This is a genomic window from Streptomyces sp. NPDC051041, assembly GCF_044456065.1.
Taxonomy (GTDB): Bacteria; Actinomycetota; Actinomycetes; order Streptomycetales; family Streptomycetaceae; genus Streptomyces; species Streptomyces glaucus.
In genome coordinates, this window is the sequence record NZ_JBITFM010000012.1 from 75,849 (window position 1) to 95,286 (window position 19,438).

The window sequence follows — 19,438 nt, forward strand, 5'->3', positions numbered from 1 at the left end:
GCCGATTCCCCTTACCGATCAGTAACGTCCCTTTGCGCAGACCTTAGCGCGGGGGCGGCTGCCGGGGCAGTGTCCGCGGCGGGACGGGGCCGCGGGCCGGGGCCGCGGGCCGGGCGGCGGGGGCCCGGCTTCCGGCCGACGTGCGGAAACCGTTGTCCACAGGCCCCCACACGGCAGGTTCCGGCCAGTAATCTCGGCGTTCATGGAGCAGAGGCATCTCGGCCGCACCGGCCTGCGCGTGTCCCGCATCGGTCTCGGCACCCTGACCTGGGGCAGGGACACCGACGAGCACGACGCGGCGGACCTCTTGAAGACCTTCTGGGAAGCGGGCGGGACCCTCGTCGACACCGCGGACGTGTACGGCGACGGAGAGGCCGAGTACCTGCTCGGCAAACTGATGGACAACCTGGTGCCGCGCCAGGACCTGGTCATCTCCACCAAGGCGGGCAGCGTGCCGGACCCCGACCGCCGCTTCGACGGCTCGCGCGGCCATCTGCTCTCCGCGCTGGACGCCTCGCTCGCCCGCCTGGGCACGGACCACGTCGACGTGTGGCACGTCCACGCCTACGACCCGCACACCCCGCTGGAGGAGACGCTCCACGCCGTCGACCTGGCGGTCGGCAGCGGCCGTGCCCGCTACGCCGGGGTCTCCAACTTCTGCGGCTGGCAGCTGGCCAAGGCGGCGACCTGGCAGCTGGCGGCGCCGGGCACGCGGACCCGGCTGGCGAGCACGCAGATGGAGTACTCGCTGCTGCAGCGGGGGGTGGAGCGCGAGGTGCTGCCGGCCGCCCTCGACCTGGGCATCGGCCTGCTGCCCTCCTCGCCGCTGGGCCGCGGGGTGCTGACGGGCAAGTACCGGGGCGACGCGACGCCGCCGGACTCGCGGGCCGCCTCCGAGCATCTGGCGCCCTTCGTCGCGCCGTACCTCGACGACGCGGCGAGCCGCATCGTGGACGCCGTGACGACGGCCGCGGACGGGCTCGCGGTGACCCCGCTCCAGGTGGCCCTCGCGTGGGTGCGGGACCGGCCCGGCGTGGTCGCGCCCATCGTCGGCGCGCGCAACGCGCGGCAGCTCGCGGCGGCGTTGTCAGTGGAGGCGCTTAGTCTTCCTGACGAGATCTGCCGGGCGCTCGACGACGTGTCGGCGCCCGTGCACCGCTATCCCGATCACGACTGGAGCACGCTGTGAGCACGGAGCCCGAGACCGCGGAGGACGCCGAGCCGGGGACGCCGGGCACCACGCGGGAGAACGGCGCCCGGGACGCCGCGGGGGAGGGCGTCACGGACGCGCAGGACGCCGCCGAGGAGAGCGCCGCGGACGCACAGGACGCCGCGGACGCGGGGACCGGGTCGGCCGGGGAGGCCGGCGGCACAGGGACCGAGCTGTCCGAGGCCGAGGCCGAGCTGCTGGCCCAGCGGATCGAGCGGGAGCGCATCGAGCGGCGCAAGGCCGAGAGGAAGGGGCCGATCGAGGCCGGCGCCAAGCTCAGCGGCAAGGCCGCCGACCTGCTCGCCGCCGTGCGGGCCGTGGAGAGCGGCGAGAAGCCGGTGACCGAGGTCTTCGCCGAGCCCGAGCCCGGACCCGAGCCCGCCCCGCGCCGCCCCGCGCCCGAGCCGGTACGCCGGTCCCAGCCGGTGCCGGCCGGGCCGGCGGGCGCCCCCGCGGCCCCGGCGCCGGAAGCCGTCCAGGCCGTGCGCCGCGTGCTCGCCGAGGGCGGCGCGCCGGAGACGCTCGCCCCCCGCATCGCCGCGGTCCTCGGCGAAGGCGCGGACGAGCTGCTGCGCGCGGACCCCTGGCAGCTGCTGCGGGTCACCGGGGTGCGGCCCGAGCAGGCCGACGGGTTCGCGCGGGCGCTGCTCGGCGCGGAGTGCGGCCCGGACGACGAGCGGCGGGGCCGCGCGGTCACCGTCTGGCTGCTGGAGCAGGCGGCCCTGGCCGGGCACACGGCCCTGGAGCTGCCGGCCCTCGCCGCGGCGCTGGCCCAGCGGGGGGTGCCGGACCCGGACGCGGCCGTGCGGAACACGGTCGCGGAGGGCGAGGCGCTGGTCTTCCAGGACGCCCTGGAACAGGCCGGGCCCCGGCGGGGCGAGGAGGCCGAGGACGCGGAGGAGCGCCCGGTCCGCGTCCTGGCCGGGCTGGAGCGGTACGCGCTCGCGGAGGAGAGCCTCGCCGACGGCCTGGCACGACTGGTGAACTCGGCGCCGAAGCAGGACGGCCCGGCCGGGGCGTGGGAGCGGGCCGCCGCCTCGGCCGAGGGCTCGGCCGCCGACCTGATCCGCGCGGTCGCCTCCCACGGCCTGGTGCTGCACACCGGCGCGGAGGCGTCCCTGGCGGAGCCGGCGGCGCTGCTGCACGCGGCGCACGCCCTGGGGCTGCGCGCCTGGGCCGCCACGCACAGCCCGATCGGCCGTGACCGCTTCGCGGCCCTGCTGCGCCGGGCGGCCCCGCCGACGGGGCCCGCGTCGGACGCCGACGCCCCGGCCGCCCCCGTCGCCGGCCCGTCCGTCGCCACCGTCGCCGGGCTCCTCGCCGGCGCCGAGGGGCCGGGGCGGGACGCCGAGGGGGCGCTGGACCTCGACCTGCTCGTCGTGCTGGACGCCCCGCAGCTGGACGTCGAGGCGGCTGCCCTGCTCACCGAGTCGCTGCCGGACGGGGCCCGGCTGGTGCTGGCCGGAGACCCGGCGGTGCTGTGGTCCGCGGGGCCGGGGCGGGTCTTCGCGGACCTGCTGGCGGCGCGGATCTGCCCGCAGATCGCCTCGCGGCGCCCCGATCCCGGACCGCTCGGCGAGCTGGTCTCCGGCATCGGCATCGGCGAGCTGAACCAGGTGGCGGCCCCCGGCAAGGAAGTCGTCATCGTGCCGGTGCGGGACGCGGGCGAGGCGGTGCACCGGACCGTGCAGCTCGTGGTGGACTCCGTGCCGCGCGCGATCGGCGTGCCCGCCGAGGAGACGCAGGTGATCACGCCGGGCCACGGCGGCGCGGTCGGGACGCGCGCGCTGAACGCGGCGCTGAAGGAGCGGCTCAACCCCGGTCCCGGCCGTTTCGGCGGCTTCGACCCGGGCGACCGCGTCGTCCACTCCCCCGCCCCGGGCCGTACGCGGCCGGGCCACGTGGTGAAGGCCGACGCCGACGGACTGCACCTGTCCTGCGCCGGTGAGACGGTCGTCGTGCCGAGGGAGCAGGTGGAGCACTCCGTGCGGCACGGGTGGGCGCTGACCGCGCACCAGGCGGCGGGCTGCCGGTGGCCCGCGGTGGTCGTGGTGCTGCCCGGCGACGCCGCGCAGGCGCTGAGCCGGCCCTGGGTGTACACGGCGTTCGGCCGGGCCGACCGCCACCTGTCCGTGGTGCACGGCGTGGAGCAGGCGCTGCACCGGGCGGTGGCCGAGGTCCCGGCGAAGCCGCGTACGACCCGTCTGCCGGTGCTGCTGGCCTCGCAGGTCCCGGCGGCCGGCTGACCCGGTCCTCGCGCACGGACGACGGCGGCGGCCGCGGGCAGACACGCCCCGCGGCCGCCGCCGTCGCCTCTCCTACCGCCGGTGGTTCACGTCCAGCGGCTCCAGGTCCTCCGGATCGTCCTCGGTCTCGTCGTCCAGGCCGTCGTCGTCGAGATCGTCCTCGTCGTCCTCGGCCTCGTCGTCGATCTCGTCGATCTCGTCGTCGAGGTCGTCGTCGGCCTCGTCGTCGAACACCGCGCTCACGTCGAAGCGGCAGACCACCCGCTGCGGGTCGGCCTGTTCGAACGGCGCCTCCAGCCACTCCCCGGGCTCGGCCGGTTCGTCCGCGGCCGTCACCCAGAGCGTGGAGTCGCCCTCCTCCAGGCCGAACTCCTTGTGCCGGGAGGCGATCTCGTCCGGTTCGAACTCGCCGAACAGGAGGCCGAGCGCCCCGTGGACCGTGCCGGAGACGTCCGCGCCCGCCTCGTCGTCCGCCGCCTCGATCCGCCGGGCCTGCGCCAGCAGCCGCTGCGGTTCCGCCACGGCGTAGTCGCGGCGGATCAGCACGCTCAGCGCGTTCGGTTCCTCGGGGCCGGTGTACGGCGGCAGCGTGTCCTCCGCACCGGGGATCTCGAAGGGCGTGACCTCGTCGTAGCGGTCGTAGAGCAGCTCGTCGTACGCCTCGGCGGCCGCGGCCAGCTGGTTGAACGCCTCGTGGACGGCCGGGTCGTCCTCCCCCGACCTGCGTTCGACCGCGGCCAGGTGGCGGTCGAGCGCGGTCTTGACCGCCTCGGCGGCGGCGCGTACCTCGGCAGCGGTGGGCTGCGCAGCATCAGACATACTGCAGACGCTATCCGTACCGGGCCCCGGACCGCACAATAGATGCGATGCCGGAATACGAATTTGTCGACGTGTACGTACCGCGCGGGGTCTCCCGCAAGGAGACGACACGACTGCTGACGGACCATGCCGAGTACGGACACTGGGAGTTGTACCGCCTGAGCCTGCTGCGCGACGGCAGCCGCCGGGTACGGCTGCGGCGGCGGATCATCCGCCAGGTACGCGCCACGTGGTGAACACACGATGATCCGAGGTGGCGCATACGAAGCGGGCCCCGCCCACGCGGGGCCCGCTCCGCTTGCCCGCCGTGTCCGTCTATGCCGAGGCGCGCGCCTTGCGGTACAGCACCGCGCCCGCCAGCAGCGCCCCCGCGCTCATCGGCAGCGTGGCGCCCAGTGGCAGGCCGCTGCCGGTCTGCGCGAGCTGTGCGCCGTCCCCGGACAGGGTGACCGGCTGGTTGGCGTGCGGGGAGCCGCCGTCCCGTGCCTCGCCCGAGGAGGGCGGTGCGGCCGGGGTGCCGGGCCGGCCGGACTCCGCCGGACCGTCCGGCCGATCCGGGTCACCGGGGCCGCCCGGGTCCCCGGAGCCGCCCGGACCGTCCGGGGCACCCGGATCACCGGGCTGACCGCCCGGCGGGGTGGCGGGCCGGTCGCCGCCGGAACCGCTCCCGTTCGCGCAGTCGTCGCCGAGGGCGGCGTTGCCGACGCCGACGACGTTCACGCTGTTGCCGCAGACGTTCACCGGGGCGTGGATCGGTACCTGGACGTGGTTGCCCGAGCCGACGCCGGGCGAGTCGGCGGTGTGTCCGCCGGCCTGCGAGCCGCCGTGTCCGCCGTGCTCTCCGTGGCCGTCGTGCCCCCCGTGGCCGTCGGAGTCGCCGTACCCTCCCGGCGACCCGTCGCCGTGGTTGGCGCACGTGTTGCCGACCGACGGGTTGAGGACGCCGACGACGTCGACCGTGTTGCCGCAGACGTTCACCGGGACGTGCACCGGCGCCTGCACCAGGTTGCCGGAGAGCACGCCGGGCGAACCCGAGGCGGAGCCGCTCGCGGCCGCGCCGCCGTGGGCGTGGGCCGCGCCGCTCGCGGCGGCGATCACGCCCGTCGCGGCGGCCACCGTCATCAGGCCCTTGCGGGTCACCTGTCGCACTGCTGATTCCCTCCTTCGAGACTCCGCCCCGCCCCCGAGGGGGCTGTGAAAAGGCCGGTCGGCCCCGGAGCGCGTGGCGCGCGCTCCGGGGCCGACGGGCTCAGGCCCTCAGGGGGGCGGGGCGCGACGTCACTTGTTGATGCAGGTGTTGCCGAAGGCGGGGTTCAGCAGCCCGATCACGGAGACCGTGTTGCCGCAGACGTTCACGGGGACGTGAACGGGCGCCTGGACGACGTTGCCGGACAGGACGCCCGGGGAGTGCACGGCGGTACCGTGGGCGCTCGAGTCGGCGGCGGCCATGCCGGCGCCCGTGAGGACCAGCCCACCGGTGGCGGCCGCGACAGCGACGACCTTCTTGATCATTGATTCCTCCTCATTGGCACACGCGATCCCAGTTGCGGATCACATGACCAGTAACGAGGAGGGAGTAATGGGGCTACGAGCGTATGGTCACATTCACCCTTCCCGGTCACCTCCGCACACCTGGGCGAATAAGGACGCCCGGATGCCGGCTCAGGAGGCGTCGAGGAACCGGTCGAGGACGCGCACGCCGAACTTGAGGCCCTCCACCGGCACCCGCTCGTCGACGCCGTGGAACATGCCCGCGAAGTCCAGCTCCGGCGGCAGCTTCAGCGGCGCGAAGCCGAAGCAGCGGATGCCCAGGTCGTCGAAGGACTTGGCGTCGGTGCCGCCGGAGAGCATGTACGGCACGGCCCGCGCGATCGGGTCCTCGGCGCTCAGCGCGCTCTGCATGGCGTCGACCAGGCGGCCGTCGAAGTCGGTCTCCAGGGCCTTGTCGGCGTGCACGTCCTCGCGCTTCACGCGCGGGCCGAGGATGCGGTCGAGGTCGGCGAGGAACTCCTCCTCGTAGCCGGGCAGGAAGCGGCCGTCGACGTGCGCGGTGGCCTGGCCGGGAATGACGTTGACCTTGTAGCCGGCGCCGAGCATGGTGGGCGCCGCCGAGTTGCGCAGCGTCGTGCCGATCATGCGGGCGATGCCGCCGAGCTTGGCGAGGGTCTCGTCCATGTTCTCCGGGTCGAGTTCGACGCCGAGCGCGTCGGAGAGCTCGTCCAGGAAGGCCCGCACGGTCTTGGTGACCCGGACCGGCCAGGTGTGCCGGCCGAGCCGGGCGACGGCCTCGCACAGCTCGGTGATCGCGTTGTCGGTGTTGGTCATCGAGCCGTGCCCGGCGGTGCCCTCGACGGTGAGCCGCATCCAGTGCATGCCCTTCTCGGCGGTCTCGACGAGGTAGAGCCGCAGCTTCTCGTTGACGGTGAAGGAGAACCCGCCGACCTCGCCGATCGCCTCGGTGACCCCCTCGAAGAGCTCCGGGTGCCGCTGCACCAGGTACTTGGCGCCGTAGGTGCCGCCGGCCTCCTCGTCGGCGAGGAAGGCCACGACGATGTCGCGCGGGGGCCTGCGGCCGCTGCGCAGCCGGTCGCGGACGACCGCCAGCGTCATCGCGTCCATGTCCTTCATGTCGACGGCCCCGCGCCCCCACACGCACCCGTCCGCGATCTCGCCGGAGAAGGGGTCGTGGGTCCAGTCGGCGGCGTTCGCGGGGACCACGTCGGTGTGGCCGTGGATGAGCAGCGCGGGCCGGGACGGGTCCTCGCCCTCGATCCGCGCCACCGTGGAGGCGCGTCCGGGGTGCGACTCGAAGATCTGCGGTTCGAGGCCCACCTCGGCGAGCTTCTCGGCGACGTACTCGGCCGCTTTGCGCTCACCCGGCCCCGAGTGGTCGCCGTAGTTGCTGGTGTCGATCCGGATCAGCTCGCGGCAGAGGTCCACGACCTCGTCCTCGCCGGTGACGGTCCCGGCCGTGCCCGTCTCGCTCACGTGCTTCCTCCCGCTGTCACTGCTGGTGGGTCCCCCTCATCCTCCCTCCCCCGCCGCCCGCGCCCAAGACCGGTCCCGGCCCGTCACACGCCGTTCACACGGGACGGGGGTGATCGGCCGGCTCCGAAAGCCTGGTAATGTTTACGTCGTCGCCGCGGGCAGGCCCGCACGACGCACACCTTGTCCGGGTGGCGGAATGGCAGACGCGCTAGCTTGAGGTGCTAGTGCCCTTTATCGGGCGTGGGGGTTCAAGTCCCCCCTCGGACACCGGTCGAGACCCCTGGTTCGCCAGGGGTCTTCCGCTTGTCCGGGCACCGTCGTCCGCCGGGCAGAATGGCGGCATGACCACGCGTTCCTGCCCGTGCGGGCTGTCCGAGCCGTACGAGACCTGCTGCGGCCGCTTCCACTCCGGGGCCGCGGCCGCGCCGACCGCGAAGGCGCTGATGCGCTCGCGGTACAGCGCCTTCGTGCAGCGGGACGCGGGATACCTGCTGCGGACCTGGCACCCGCGGACGCGGCCCGAGCGGCTCGCCCTCGATCCGGGGACGCGGTGGACCGGGCTGGAGATCCTCGGCACGAGCGGCGGGTCCGCCTTCCACTCCACCGGGACCGTGACCTTCCGGGCCTCCTACCGGGGCGGCGCGCTGCACGAGCGGAGCCGCTTCGAGCGGCTCGACGGGGCGTGGGTGTACGTCGACGGGGAGTTCCTGGACTGACGGGCGCCGGGATCCCCGGCCGGCGGCGACGGCCGGGGATCCTCCGGGCGGGGTTGCCGGCCGACGGCTACGGCGCCAGGACGTCCAGCTCCTGCAGGGCGCCCACCGTGATCTGGCGGGTCAGCTCCTCCGCGCGGACCGCGTCGCCCGCGCGGACCGCCTCCGCGACCTGGACGTGGAGGGTGACGGCGGCCGGGTCGGGGTCGTCGAACATCACGTCGTGGTGGGTGCGGCCGGCCAGGACCTCGGCGACGACGTCGCCGAGCCGGGCGAACATCTCGTTGCCGGAGGCGTCGAGGATCACCCGGTGGAAGGCCACGTCGTGGACCAGGTACTCCTCCAGCCGGTGACCGCGCGAGTTGGCGACCATGCCGAGGGCGCACTCGGTCAGCTCGGCGCACTGCTCGGCCGTGGCGTGCTTCGCCGCCAGGCCCGCCGCCACCGGTTCGACCGCCGAGCGCAGCACCGTGAGCGAGCGCAGCTGCTGCGGGCGGTCGGTGCCCGCCAGGCGCCAGCGGATGACCTGGGGGTCGTAGACGTTCCACTCGGAGCGGGGGCGGACCGTCACGCCCACGCGGCGGCGGGACTCGACCAGGTGCATGGACTCCAGGACGCGGACGGCCTCGCGCATGACGGACCGTGACACGTCGAAGCGCTGGGCGAGCTCGTCCGTGCGCAGGACGCTGCCCGGCGGGTACTCGCCCGCGGTGATCTCGGGGCCGAGGGTGTCCAGTACACGGCCGTGCAGCCCCCGGCCCGCTGTGCTCATGCGACTCAGAGTACGCGGCAGGTCACGCCTACAAAAGTCAGACTTACTTGTCACAGGCTCTTGAATTCGTCGTACCTAATGGGTTTCAGTGGCGTCGACATCACGTGTCGACGAAGACAGCGGACAGTGAGGCAGCCATGAACACCCCCCATGTCGTCGTGGTCATGGGCGTCGCGGGCACCGGCAAGACCACCATCGGTCCCCTGCTCGCGGCCCGGCTCGGCGTCCCGTACGCCGAGGGCGACGACTTCCACCCGCAGGCCAACATCGCCAAGATGTCGGCCGGAACCCCGCTCACCGACGAGGACCGGCAGCCGTGGCTGGACGCCATCGGCGCCTGGGCGCAGGGGCGGGCCGGGCTCGGCGGGGTGGTCAGCTGCTCGGCGCTGAAGCGGTCGTACCGCGACCGGCTGCGGGCCGCCGCGCCCGGCGTGGTCTTCGTGCACCTCACGGGCGACCGCGCGCTGATCGAGGACCGGATGTCGCACCGGCAGGGGCACTTCATGCCCACGGCCCTGCTCGACTCCCAGTTCGCCACGCTCCAGCCCCTGGAGGCGGACGAGGCGGGGGTCGCCGTGGACGTCACGGGCAGCCCGGAGGAGATCACCGAGCGGGCGGCGAACGCCCTCGGCTCGCTCCCCGAGCCGATCCGGTAGGCCCCCGGCGCAGCAGGCCGCCCCTGCTCTCCCCCTTTCTCTCCGTCACCGCAAGGAAACACCACCGTGACCAGACTCAGCGTCGAGATGCTGGCAGCGGACACCGCCGAGCCCATCACCTCGGCCGGCCACGCCCAGCTGGGCGTGGCCGTGCTGGCGGGCATCGCCGTCATCGTCCTGCTCATCACCAAGTTCAAGCTGCACGCCTTCCTGGCGCTGACCATCGGGTCACTGGCCCTCGGCGCGTTCGCCGGGGCACCGCTCGACAAGGTCCTCACCAGCTTCAGCGGCGGTCTCGGCTCCACGGTCGCGGGCGTGGGCGTGCTGATCGCCCTCGGCGCGATCCTCGGCAAGATGCTCGCCGACTCCGGCGGGGCCGACCAGATCGTCGACACCATCCTGGAGAAGGCGGGCGGCCGGTCCATGCCGTGGGCGATGGTGCTGATCGCCTCGGTGATCGGTCTGCCGCTGTTCTTCGAGGTCGGCATCGTGCTGCTGATCCCGGTGGTGCTGATGGTCGCCAAGCGCGGCAACTACTCGCTGATGCGCATCGGCATCCCGGCGCTCGCGGGCCTGTCGGTGATGCACGGCCTGGTCCCGCCGCACCCCGGCCCGCTGGTCGCGATCGACGCGGTCAAGGCCGACCTCGGCGTGACGCTGGCGCTGGGCGTGCTCGTCGCGATCCCGACGGTGATCATCGCCGGTCCGGTGTTCTCCAAGGTCGCGGCGCGCTGGGTGGACGTGTCCGCCCCCGAGCGGATGATCCCGCAGCGCGCCTCCGACGAGCTGGAGCGGCGCCCCGGCTTCGGCGCCACGCTGATCACGGTCCTGCTGCCGGTCGTCCTGATGCTCGCCAAGGCGCTGGTCGACATCGTCGTGGACGACCCGGAGAGCCCGGTGCAGCGCGTCTTCGACGTCGTCGGCGCCCCGATGATCGCCCTGCTCGCCGCCGTGCTCCTCGGCATCTTCACGCTGCTGCGGCCCGCCGGGTACTCCAAGGAGCGGATCTCGCCGCTCGTCGAGAAGAGCCTCGGGCCCATCGCGGGCATCCTGCTGATCGTCGGCGCGGGCGGCGGCTTCAAGCAGACGCTGATCGACTCCGGTGTGGGCCGGATGATCCTGGACATCTCCGAGGACTGGTCGATCCCGGCGCTGCTGCTGGCCTGGCTGATCGCGGTGGCGATCCGGCTCGCGACCGGCTCGGCGACCGTGGCGACCGTCTCGGCGGCCGGCCTGGTCGCCCCGCTCGCGGCCGACATGTCCACCACGCACACCGCCCTGCTGGTGCTGGCCATCGGCGCCGGCTCGCTCTTCCTGAGCCATGTCAACGACGCCGGGTTCTGGCTGGTCAAGGAGTACTTCGGGCTCAGCGTCGGCCAGAACCTGAAGACCTGGTCGGTGATGGAGTGCATCATCTCCGTGGTCGCGGGCGGGGTGGTCCTGCTGCTGTCCCTCGTGATCTAGGGGTACGGCGGGGACGGGCCCGCCCCTTCCTCCTCCTCGGCGTCGGCGGCCCACGGACCCGGTGACCGGTCCCGGCCGGGACCGGTCACCGGGTCCGTCCCCGCCGAGCCGGTCCGCGCGGCCGTCCGTCCCCGCGCGGGGGCGGGGCGCGGACCGGATCGCCGGGCCCCCGCCGGCGGCGCCGTCCGCGTACGGGCGGGCGGTCCCCGACGACGCCGGACGGCCGGGGCGCGCGGGCACGGACTCGGAGCGGGGGGCCCGCTCGCGGCGGTGCTCCGCGGGGGTCGCCCCCCGCCCGGGCGCCAGGCTCCGCGCCACTACGACGACGCCGCCTTCTCCAGCTGGAACGCCTCGTTGCCGAGCCCGATGCGGGCGTGCCGCTCGGGGGCGCGGGCGCGCAGCACCAGGCCCTGCGCCAGGCCGACGGCCGCGGCCAGGCCGATGATGCCGGGCAGCACCCAGCTCAGGGCGGAGCCGGGGCCGGCGCCGACCAGCACGTCGAAGTCCCGCACCGTGCAGCCGGCGATCACCAGCAGGGCGAGGCCCGCCAGCGCGGAGGTCGCCAGCCGCCAGGCCTGGGCGCCCGCGGCGCCGCGGCGGACGAAGAAGACGACGACGGACAGGGAGGCCGCCGCCATCAGCACGATCACGCCGAGCGCGCCGATGTTGCCGCCCCAGGTGAACAGGTGCAGCACGGGCGCGGTCGGGTCCCCGGCCGGCTTGTCGTCGGTGACCGCGAAGCCGACGACGGTCACCGCGGCCACGGCGGTCTGCAGCAGCGAGCCGGTGCCGGGGGCGCCGCTGGTGTCGTTGGTGCGGCCGAAGACGGCGGGCAGCAGCCCCTCCCGGCCCATGGCGAAGGCGTAGCGGGCGACGACGTTGTGGAAGCTGAGCAGGGCCGCGAACATGCCGGTCACGAACAGGACGTGCAGGACGTCGGTGAAGGTGCCGCCGAGCCGGGCCTCGGTGAGGGTGAACAGCAGCCCCGCGCTCTCCCGCCGCGCGGTGTCCACGACCTGCGCCGGCCCGGTGGCGACGGTCACGGCCCAGCTGCTGAGCGCGAAGAAGACGGCGACGCCGGCGACCGCGAGGAACATCACGCGCGGCACCAGCACGTGCGGGCGGCTGGTCTCCTCCGCGTACACGGGCGCCTGCTCGAAGCCGAGGAAGGCGGCGATGCAGAAGCACAGCGCGGTGCCCACGCCGGCGCCGGCCAGCGTGCCCGGGTCGAACGCGCGCAGCGACAGCCCCTCCGCGCCGGGGTCGGCGACGGCGGCGACGTCGAAGACGACGACCAGCAGCACCTCGACGGCCAGCAGCACCCCGAGCACGCGCGCGTTGACGTCGATCTTCAGCCAGCCCAGCGCGCCCACCGCGAGCACGGCCGCCAGCGCCGGCGCCCACCAGGCGACCTCGATGCCGGCGTAGGTGGCGAACAGCCCGGAGACCTCGAAGCCGAGGATGCCGTAGATGCCGACCTGGAGGGCGTTGTAGGCGACGAGCGCGACCAGGGCGGCGCCCGCGCCCGCGGTGCCGCCCAGGCCGCGGGAGATGTAGGCGTAGAAGGCGCCCGCGTTGTGGACGTGCCGGCTCATCTCGGCGTATCCGAGGCTGAACAGGACCAGCACCACGCCGAGCATCACGAAGAGCAGCGGCTGGCCGACGATGCCCATCACCGCGTATGTGGTGGGCATGACACCGGCGACCACCATGAGCGGGGCGGTCGCGGCGAGCACGGAGAGCAGCAGGCCCCGCGTGCCGAGGCGGTCGGCGCGCAGGGCGCGCTCCTGCCCGAGGTAGGTGTTGATGCCGGCGTCGGCGGATCCGCTCGCGCGGGAACTGCCCGTGGTCATGTGAGGGGTGTCCTTCGTTCGCATCGGGTCGGGGCGTCAGGCCGTGCCGAGCGCGCTGTCGCGTGCGGCGCGGAAGGCGGTGTACGGGTCGCGGCCGGGGTACGACCACGGTGCGGGCGTGGCGTGGTCGCCGATCCGGTGGAACAGGGCGGCGGCCTCGGCGCCCCGTCCCTCGCAGACCTTGGCGTGCGCCAGGTAGTTGAGGTCGATCAGCCGGCGCGGGTGGCCTTCGTGCTCCCACTCCAGCCACCAGTCGAAGGCGGCCTTCATCACCAGCCGGGCGCGGCGGCCGGCCCAGTGCCCGGAGGCGGCCGGGTCGGCGGGCTCGTGCCCGGCGGCGGCCAGGACGCGGTAGCGCTCGGCGTGCGCGACGACCGGCAGGACCGCCAGGGGCGAGTCGGCGGGCGCCTGTTCGACGGCCCAGCCGGCGAAGTCGTACACCTCGTGCAGCGGGTCGGCGCCCGCGTCGGCGCGGCGCTCGGCGAGCCGGGCGACCACCAGGTGGTGGGCGTGGTGGTGGTCGGCGTACCGGACGCGGACCTCGTCGAAGATCCGGACCACGTCCTCCTCCGCGCCGAGGGCGCGCTCCAGCATCAGCAGGCCGAGCCACGGGGTCGGGTCGGCGGGCGCGAGCGCGGCGGCGTCACGGCAGGCCTCGCGGGCGCGCGCCGGCTTCTCCTTGCCGCGCAGGGCGCGCCGGACCCGGGCCAGGGCGAGCAGCGCGGTGGCGTCGGCGGAGTCGGGCTCGGCGAGCAGCCACTCGCGGGCCCAGGCCGCGCTGTAGGGCTCCCCGGCGAGGACGGTGATCCGGTGGCCCCGGCGGTCCCAGTCGTCCGCGGTGCGGACGAGCAGCGAGCGGGCGGTGTGCCACCGCCCCTGCGCCAGGGCGGCCCGCGCGGCGACGAGTTCGGCGTCGTCGAGGGCCTCGTCGAACGTCCGGGCCGCGCGTCTGCGTCCGCGGCCGAGGGGAGGCGGGGGTGGGGACACCGCGGGACTTCCTCACGCGACGCGGTCTGGCGTCGGTTGCCGGTCTGCCATCAACTGATCACGCACAGCAAACCCGGAGCCAATGTTCGGCGTCAAGGGCCGTCCGTGCGTTACACGCGTCAAGTCCCGTTTTCCATGCGGCACTTGGTGTTGCCTCCACCGTCGGTGCGGCGAAATCCGGTCGGGCTCCCTGCTTTGATGGGCGTATGAGCGCTGCTGATGAGATCCTCGACGTCGTCGACGAGCACGACCGGGTCGTCGGGCGGTCCCCGCGCGGCGAGGTCTACGCCAGGGGGCTGCGGCACCGCTGCGTCTTCGTCCAGGTCCGGGACGCCGCCGACCGCGTCTTCGTGCACCGCCGCACCCCGACCAAGCTGGTCTTCCCCTCCCTGTACGACATGTTCGTCGGCGGTGTGGTCGGCGCGGGCGAGTCCTACGACGACGCGGCCCTGCGGGAGGCCGAGGAGGAACTGGGGGTGACGGGCCTGCCGCGCCCCGGGCACCTCTTCACGTTCCTCTACGAGGGCGGCCCGGGCCGGACCTGGTGGTCGGCGGTGTACGAGGTCCGCTGCGACCTTCCCGTCCGCCCCCAGCCCGAGGAGGTGGCCTGGCACGCCTTCCTGCCCGAGCCCGAACTGGAACGCCGGCTGCCGCGGTGGGAGTGGGTACCGGACGGCCTGGCGGCGTACGAGCGGCTGAGGAGCCACCGGGCCGGACGCCGCTGACCGGCGTCGCCGGACCGGGGACGGACACCCGGCGCGGCCCCGGTCCGCCACCCCGCCGCAGGCGCGCCTGAAGCCGCGCAGGCCGCCGCCGGCACGCGACGCACGCCCCACCCGGCCCGCGGACCACCGCGGACGCGCACCCGCACCCCCGCCCCGCCCGCGCGGGCCACCGCAGACGTAGGGTCCTGCTCGTGATCGAATTCGCACGGAACGTCCGGCTCTGGTTCGCGCCGCAGCAGATCCGCCAGGAGGGCAGCACCCCCGACTACCGCTTCTCGCTGGCGAACGAGCGCACCTTCCTGGCCTGGGTGCGCACCGCGCTCGCCCTGATCGGCGGCGGTTTCGCGGTGGACCAGTTCCTGCCCGGCCTCGCCCGGGCCTGGCGCGTCGGCCTCGCGCTGGCGCTGCTCGCGGCCGGCGTGCTGTGCTCCCTGCGCGCGGTCAGCCACTGGATCCGCTGCGAACGCGCGATGCGCCGCGGCGAGGACCTCCCGGTCTCCCGCTTCCCGGCCCTGCTCGGCCTCGTCGTGGCCCTCGTGGCCCTCGCCATGGTCGTCGTCGTCCTCGCCGGGTGGGGCGGATGACCGACCCGGCGGCCGAGCCCCGCGACCCCGGTCTGCAGCCCGAGCGCACCCGGCTCGCCTGGCGCCGCACCACCCTGTCCGGCACCGTCGTCGCCGTGCTCGCCGTGCGCACCGCGCTGCACGGCGGGGCCTCCTGCGCCGGCGTCCTCGCCGCGGCCCTGTGCTGCGCGCTCTGGCTGGGCTTCCTGCGCGTCGCCCACCGCCGCATCCGGGCCCTCGCCGGGCCCGGCGGCCCTCCCCCGCTGGCCTTCCGGCACGCCGCGGCCGCGGCCCTGTGCGCGATGGCGATGGCGGGGTGCGGGGCGGCCCTCCTCCTGTGAGGTCCCGCGCCGCCTCGCCGCCCGTGCGCCTACCCGCCCACCGTCACCACGATCTTTCCCCGCGTCCGTCCCTCCTGGCTCAGCCGGTGCGCGTCCGCCGCGCGCTCCAGCGGAAACGTCTCCGACACGTGCACCGACAGCACCCCCTGGTCCGCCAGGGCGGACAACCGCCCCAGGTCCTCGGGGTCGGGCCGCACGAAGTAGTAGCGGCCGCCGTAGTCGACGACGTCCGTGTCGGTGACCGACACCAGGCGCCCCTCGGGGGCCAGCAGGTTCGCCGACACCGTCAGCGCGTCCCCGCCCACGGTGTCGAACACCGCGTCCATCCCCTCCGGCGCCAGCCCGCGCACCCGCTCGGCCAGCCCCTCGCCGTACGCCACCGGCTCCCCGCCCAGCCCGCGCACGTGGTCGTGGTTGCGCTCGCTCGCCGTGCCGATGACCCGGGCGCCCAGGTGCCGGGCCAGCTGCACGGCGATCGAGCCGACCCCGCCCGCCGCCGCGTGCACGAGGACGGTCTCGCCCCGCTTCACCTGGAGCACCTTCACCAGCACCTGGTAGGCGGTGAGCCCCGCCAGCGGCAGCCCCGCCGCCTCCTCGAAGGAGAGGGTGCGGGGCTTGCGCGCGAGGGCGCGCAGGGGCGCCGCCACGTACTCGGCGAAGGTGCCCCGGGACAGGAAGTCCTCGCGCACGTAGCCGATGACCTCGTCCCCGGCGCCGAACTCGGCGACGGCGACGCCGGGCCGCACCACGACCCCGGAGACGTCCCAGCCGGGGACCACCGGGAAGACGGGGTCGAGGACGCCGTCGAGGTACCCCTCGCGGCACTTCCAGTCGACGGGGTTGACGGCCGCGGCCCGCACCTTCACCAGCACCGTGTCGGGGCCGACCTTCGGCTCGCGGACCTCCCCGTACTCGAGCACCTCGGGACCGCCGTACCGCGCGTAGCTGATCGCCTTCATGGCTCCGACCCTCCAAGCCGTCCGGACGCCCCGCAACCCGAGGAGCCCGACGCGCGCCGTTCGTGTGGCGACGGGCCCGCGGCGCCCGCCGGCGCCTCCACGTCGCCCCGCCGCCCCGCCCCGTCCTATCGTGGCCCGGATCACCTCCCCCGTCCCCCTGGACGGCATACCGACCGGTCGGCATCATGGTCGGGTCCCGTTCACCTGCCCGTAGGAGCGACGATGAGCCCCGACCACCCGCCCGGACTCGATCTCGACCGGCTGCGCGGCCTGCTGGACCGCGAGCGGCCCGGCCTGGTCACCGGCCCCCTGTCCGGCCGGCTGATCGAGGGCGGACGGTCGAACCTCACGTACGCGGTCTCCGACGGCGCCTCGAAGTGGGTCGTCAGGCGCCCCCCGCTCGGCCACGTCCTGGCCACCGCGCACGACATGAGGCGCGAGCACCGGGTGATCAGCGCGCTGCACCCGACGGACGTGCCGGTGCCGCGCCCGGTGCTGCTGTGCCGGGACGAGGAGGTGCTGGGCGCGCCCTTCTACGTCATGGAGTTCGTCGAGGGCACGCCCTACCGCACGGCCGGGCAGCTCGCCCCGCTGGGCCCGGACCGCACCCGGGACGCCGTGCTGAACCTGGTGGACACGCTCGTCGGGCTGCACGCGGTGGACCCCGCCGAGGTGGGCCTCGCCGACTTCGGCCGCCCCGAGGGCTTCCTGGACCGGCAGCTGCGCCGCTGGGGCAAGCAGCTGGACGCCTCCCGCAACCGCGAGCTGGCCGGCATCGACGAGCTGCACGCGGCGCTCGGGCGGGAGCTGCCCCGCTCCCCCGCCCCGGCCGTCGTGCACGGCGACTACCGCCTGGACAACGTGCTGATCGGCGCGGACGGCCGGATCAAGGCGATCCTCGACTGGGAGATGTCGACGCTCGGCGACCCGCTGACCGACCTGGGGCTGCTGGTGATGTACAGCCGGCCGCTCGGCATGCCCGGCTCCCCCGTCTCCACCACCGCCGAGGCCCCCGGGCACCCGTCGCCCGCCGAGCTGATCGAGCGGTACGCCGCGCGCTCGGGACGCGACGTCTCCGCGGTGTCCTGGTACACGGCGTTCGCCTGGTTCAAGCTCGCCGTGATCCTGGAGGGCATCCACTACCGCTACACCCTCGGCCAGACGGTCGGCCGCGGCTTCGACCGCATCGGCGATCTGGTCCCCGTCTTCATCGAGCACGGCCTGACCACCCTGCACCACGGCCTTCAGGAGGGCTGACCGCCATGGACTTCGCGTTCGACGCGCGCACCGAGGAACTGCGCGCCAAGCTGCTCGCCTTCATGGACGAGTACGTCTACCCGGCCGAGCGGGTGGCCCACGAGCAGCGCGCCCGGCTGGCCTCCCCCTGGGACACCCCGCCGGTCGTCGGGGAGCTGAAGGCCGAGGCCCGCAGGCAGGGCCTGTGGAACCTGTTCCTGCCCGACGCCGAGCACGGGGCCGGGCTGACCAACCTCCAGTACGCGCCGCTGGCCGAGATCACCGGCCGCTCCCCGCAGCTCGCGCCCACCGCGACGAACTGCGCGGCGCCGGACACCGGGAACATGGAGGTGCTCGCCCAGTTCGGGGACGAACGGCAGAAGAAGCAGTGGCTGGAACCCCTGCTGGCCGGGGAGATCCGCTCGGCGTTCGCGATGACCGAGCCGGAGGTGGCCTCCTCGGACGCCACCAACATCACCACGCGCATCGAGCGGGACGGCGACGAGTACGTCGTCACGGGCCGCAAGTGGTACATCTCCGGGGCGATGAACCCGGACTGCAGGATCTTCATCGTGATGGGCAAGACGGACCCGGACGGGGCCGACATCCGCCGCCAGCAGTCCATGGTGCTGGTCCCGCGCGACACCCCCGGCGTCACCGTCAGGCGGGCGATGCAGGTGTTCGGCTACGAGGACCACTGGCACGGCGGCCACGCCGAGGTGGTCTTCGACCACGTGCGCGTGCCGGTGTCGAACCTGATCGGCGAGGAGGGCGGCGGCTTCGCCATCGCCCAGGCCCGGCTGGGTCCGGGCCGGATCCACCACTGCATGCGGCTGATCGGCATGGCCGAGCGGGCGATCGAGCTGATGTGCCGGCGGGCGGCCTCCCGCACCGCCTTCGGCAAGGCGCTGGCCCAGCAGGGCGTCGTGCACAACTGGATCGCGGACGCGCGGGTCGCCGTGGAGCAGTTGCGGCTGCTGGTGCTGAAGACGGCCTGGATGATGGACACCGTCGGCAACCGGGGCGCCCACACGGAGATCCAGGCCATCAAGATCGCCACGCCCCGCACGGTGGTCGGCATCATCGACCGGGCGATCCAGCTGTACGGCGCGGGCGGCGTCAGCCAGGACTTCCCGCTGGCCGAGCTGTACGCCGGGGCCCGGACGCTGATGATCGCCGACGGCCCGGACGAGGTGCACCAGCGGTCGCTGGCGCGGCGGGAGCTGAAGAAGTACCTGTGAGAGGACGGGGCGGGGCGACCGCCGGCGCGGTCGCCCCGCCCCGTGCGTGTCACGGCCGCAGCGCCCGCAGCAGCAGGTCCGCCAGGTGGTCGGCGACCTGCCGCGGGGTGAGCGGGCCGTCGGGGCGGTACCAGGTCGACAGGTGGTGGACGGAGCCGAAGTGGTAGTCGACCACCAGGTCGGCCGGGGTCGCCCGGGAGAAGACGCCCGCCTCCTGGCCCTCCTCGACGAGCGCGCGGAAGCGCTCGTGGTAGCGCCGGCGCTCGGCGCGGACCTGCTTGTTCTTCTCCGGGCTGAGGTGGTGCATGGACCGCCAGAAGATCATCGCGTCGTCGAGGTTCTCGATGGTGGTCACCACGACGTCCGCGGCCGCGGCCCGCAGCCGCTTCTCGACCGGCTCGTCGGCCTGCGCGACGGCGTCCAGGCGCTCCTGCTGGACGCGCAGCACGCGCGCGTACACCTCGTGCAGCAGGTCGTCCTTGGAGCCGAAGTAGTGGTACAGCGCCCCCTTGGTGACGCCGGCCGCCTCGACGATCTCCTGCACCGAGGTGCGGTCGTAGCCCTGCTCGGCGAAGAGCCGGGTGGCGGCGGCCAGGAGCCGCTGCGGCACGGGAGCGCCGTCTCCGTCCGTGGTCCTGGGCACTGCCGCCACCTGCCTCTCCGTG

General features: G+C 74.5%; 20 protein-coding genes and 1 tRNA gene. 12 read left to right on the forward strand and 9 right to left on the reverse strand.

The window, feature by feature from the left end; genetic code table 11:
• Positions 1 to 202 precede the first annotated feature (202 nt).
• Complete coding sequence (locus ACIBAI_RS19710; RefSeq protein ID WP_399035886.1) at positions 203 to 1,189, forward strand: aldo/keto reductase; 987 nt, start codon at positions 203 to 205, stop codon at positions 1,187 to 1,189.
• On the forward strand, positions 1,186 to 3,456 hold the full coding sequence (locus ACIBAI_RS19715) for a helix-hairpin-helix domain-containing protein (RefSeq protein WP_399035889.1): 2,271 nt from the start codon (positions 1,186 to 1,188) through the stop codon (positions 3,454 to 3,456). Before ACIBAI_RS19710 ends, ACIBAI_RS19715 begins: the two co-directional genes overlap by 4 nt.
• A gap of 72 nt (positions 3,457 to 3,528) precedes the next feature.
• Here ACIBAI_RS19715 and ACIBAI_RS19720 read toward each other — a convergent pair whose 3' ends face one another.
• The gene (locus ACIBAI_RS19720) at positions 3,529 to 4,275 is read right to left on the reverse strand and encodes a hypothetical protein (RefSeq protein ID WP_399035892.1); all 747 of its coding nucleotides are present in this window, start codon (positions 4,273 to 4,275) and stop codon (positions 3,529 to 3,531) included.
• A 47-nt stretch (positions 4,276 to 4,322) separates the two neighbouring features.
• Between ACIBAI_RS19720 and ACIBAI_RS19725 the strand changes: the two genes are divergently transcribed.
• Positions 4,323 to 4,511 carry a DUF5703 family protein gene (locus tag ACIBAI_RS19725; RefSeq protein ID WP_027758838.1) on the forward strand — a complete coding sequence of 63 codons (189 nt, stop codon included), beginning with the start codon at positions 4,323 to 4,325 and terminating at the stop codon, positions 4,509 to 4,511.
• A 79-nt stretch (positions 4,512 to 4,590) separates the two neighbouring features.
• On the opposite strand, the gene ACIBAI_RS19730 is transcribed toward ACIBAI_RS19725, so the two are convergent.
• The 3 genes from ACIBAI_RS19730 to ACIBAI_RS19740 all read right to left on the reverse strand — a co-directional run bounded on the left by ACIBAI_RS19730 (position 4,591) and on the right by ACIBAI_RS19740 (position 7,263).
• Positions 4,591 to 5,424 (reverse strand): chaplin, encoded by an 834-nt coding sequence (locus tag ACIBAI_RS19730; RefSeq protein WP_399035895.1) that lies wholly within the window; start codon positions 5,422 to 5,424, stop codon positions 4,591 to 4,593.
• Positions 5,425 to 5,553: 129 nt separating this feature from the next.
• Positions 5,554 to 5,787 carry a chaplin ChpH gene (gene chpH, locus ACIBAI_RS19735; RefSeq protein WP_399035896.1) on the reverse strand — a complete coding sequence of 78 codons (234 nt, stop codon included), beginning with the start codon at positions 5,785 to 5,787 and terminating at the stop codon, positions 5,554 to 5,556.
• Between the two features lie 150 nt (positions 5,788 to 5,937).
• Positions 5,938 to 7,263, reverse strand: a complete 1,326-nt coding sequence (locus ACIBAI_RS19740; protein ID WP_399035898.1) for a M20/M25/M40 family metallo-hydrolase — start codon at positions 7,261 to 7,263, stop codon at positions 5,938 to 5,940.
• Positions 7,264 to 7,445: 182 nt separating this feature from the next.
• Here ACIBAI_RS19740 and ACIBAI_RS19745 point away from each other — a divergent pair.
• Positions 7,446 to 7,530 (forward strand) — tRNA-Leu (locus ACIBAI_RS19745).
• Between the two features lie 74 nt (positions 7,531 to 7,604).
• On the forward strand, positions 7,605 to 7,979 hold the full coding sequence (locus tag ACIBAI_RS19750) for a YchJ family protein (RefSeq protein ID WP_399035900.1): 375 nt from the start codon (positions 7,605 to 7,607) through the stop codon (positions 7,977 to 7,979).
• Between the two features lie 67 nt (positions 7,980 to 8,046).
• Here the strand turns inward: ACIBAI_RS19750 and ACIBAI_RS19755 are convergent, their stop codons facing one another.
• Complete coding sequence (locus ACIBAI_RS19755) at positions 8,047 to 8,748, reverse strand: FadR/GntR family transcriptional regulator (RefSeq protein ID WP_399035901.1); 702 nt, start codon at positions 8,746 to 8,748, stop codon at positions 8,047 to 8,049.
• Between the two features lie 137 nt (positions 8,749 to 8,885).
• On the opposite strand from ACIBAI_RS19755, the gene ACIBAI_RS19760 reads away from it, so the two are divergent.
• Positions 8,886 to 9,404 (forward strand): gluconokinase, encoded by a 519-nt coding sequence (locus ACIBAI_RS19760; RefSeq protein WP_399035903.1) that lies wholly within the window; start codon positions 8,886 to 8,888, stop codon positions 9,402 to 9,404.
• 66 nt (positions 9,405 to 9,470) lie between these two features.
• Positions 9,471 to 10,868 (forward strand): GntP family permease, encoded by a 1,398-nt coding sequence (locus tag ACIBAI_RS19765; RefSeq protein ID WP_399035906.1) that lies wholly within the window; start codon positions 9,471 to 9,473, stop codon positions 10,866 to 10,868.
• A gap of 317 nt (positions 10,869 to 11,185) precedes the next feature.
• Here ACIBAI_RS19765 and ACIBAI_RS19770 read toward each other — a convergent pair whose 3' ends face one another.
• Positions 11,186 to 12,721 carry an APC family permease gene (locus tag ACIBAI_RS19770; protein WP_399035908.1) on the reverse strand — a complete coding sequence of 512 codons (1,536 nt, stop codon included), beginning with the start codon at positions 12,719 to 12,721 and terminating at the stop codon, positions 11,186 to 11,188.
• 36 nt (positions 12,722 to 12,757) lie between these two features.
• A complete protein-coding gene (locus tag ACIBAI_RS19775; RefSeq protein ID WP_399035910.1) occupies positions 12,758 to 13,708 on the reverse strand; it encodes a hypothetical protein in 951 nt (316 codons plus the stop codon).
• Between the two features lie 206 nt (positions 13,709 to 13,914).
• Here ACIBAI_RS19775 and ACIBAI_RS19780 point away from each other — a divergent pair, with 206 nt between their 5' ends.
• The 3 genes from ACIBAI_RS19780 to ACIBAI_RS19790 all read left to right on the forward strand — a co-directional run bounded on the left by ACIBAI_RS19780 (position 13,915) and on the right by ACIBAI_RS19790 (position 15,337).
• Complete coding sequence (locus tag ACIBAI_RS19780; protein WP_399035913.1) at positions 13,915 to 14,433, forward strand: NUDIX hydrolase; 519 nt, start codon at positions 13,915 to 13,917, stop codon at positions 14,431 to 14,433.
• 191 nt (positions 14,434 to 14,624) lie between these two features.
• A complete protein-coding gene (locus ACIBAI_RS19785) occupies positions 14,625 to 15,017 on the forward strand; it encodes a YidH family protein (protein WP_399035914.1) in 393 nt (130 codons plus the stop codon).
• Positions 15,014 to 15,337, forward strand: coding sequence for a DUF202 domain-containing protein (locus tag ACIBAI_RS19790; RefSeq protein ID WP_399035915.1), 324 nt, complete (start codon positions 15,014 to 15,016; stop codon positions 15,335 to 15,337). The genes ACIBAI_RS19785 and ACIBAI_RS19790 overlap by 4 nt, the downstream gene beginning before the upstream one ends.
• Positions 15,338 to 15,366: 29 nt before the next feature.
• Here ACIBAI_RS19790 and ACIBAI_RS19795 read toward each other — a convergent pair whose 3' ends face one another.
• Positions 15,367 to 16,296, reverse strand: a complete 930-nt coding sequence (locus ACIBAI_RS19795) for an NADP-dependent oxidoreductase (RefSeq protein WP_399035917.1) — start codon at positions 16,294 to 16,296, stop codon at positions 15,367 to 15,369.
• Between the two features lie 222 nt (positions 16,297 to 16,518).
• On the opposite strand from ACIBAI_RS19795, the gene ACIBAI_RS19800 reads away from it, so the two are divergent.
• On the forward strand, positions 16,519 to 17,553 hold the full coding sequence (locus tag ACIBAI_RS19800; RefSeq protein ID WP_399035918.1) for a phosphotransferase family protein: 1,035 nt from the start codon (positions 16,519 to 16,521) through the stop codon (positions 17,551 to 17,553).
• Positions 17,554 to 17,558: 5 nt separating this feature from the next.
• A complete protein-coding gene (locus ACIBAI_RS19805) occupies positions 17,559 to 18,773 on the forward strand; it encodes an acyl-CoA dehydrogenase family protein (RefSeq protein WP_399035920.1) in 1,215 nt (404 codons plus the stop codon).
• Between the two features lie 49 nt (positions 18,774 to 18,822).
• On the opposite strand, the gene ACIBAI_RS19810 is transcribed toward ACIBAI_RS19805, so the two are convergent.
• Complete coding sequence (locus tag ACIBAI_RS19810; RefSeq protein WP_344603385.1) at positions 18,823 to 19,416, reverse strand: TetR/AcrR family transcriptional regulator; 594 nt, start codon at positions 19,414 to 19,416, stop codon at positions 18,823 to 18,825.
• Positions 19,417 to 19,438: the final 22 nt, after the last annotated feature.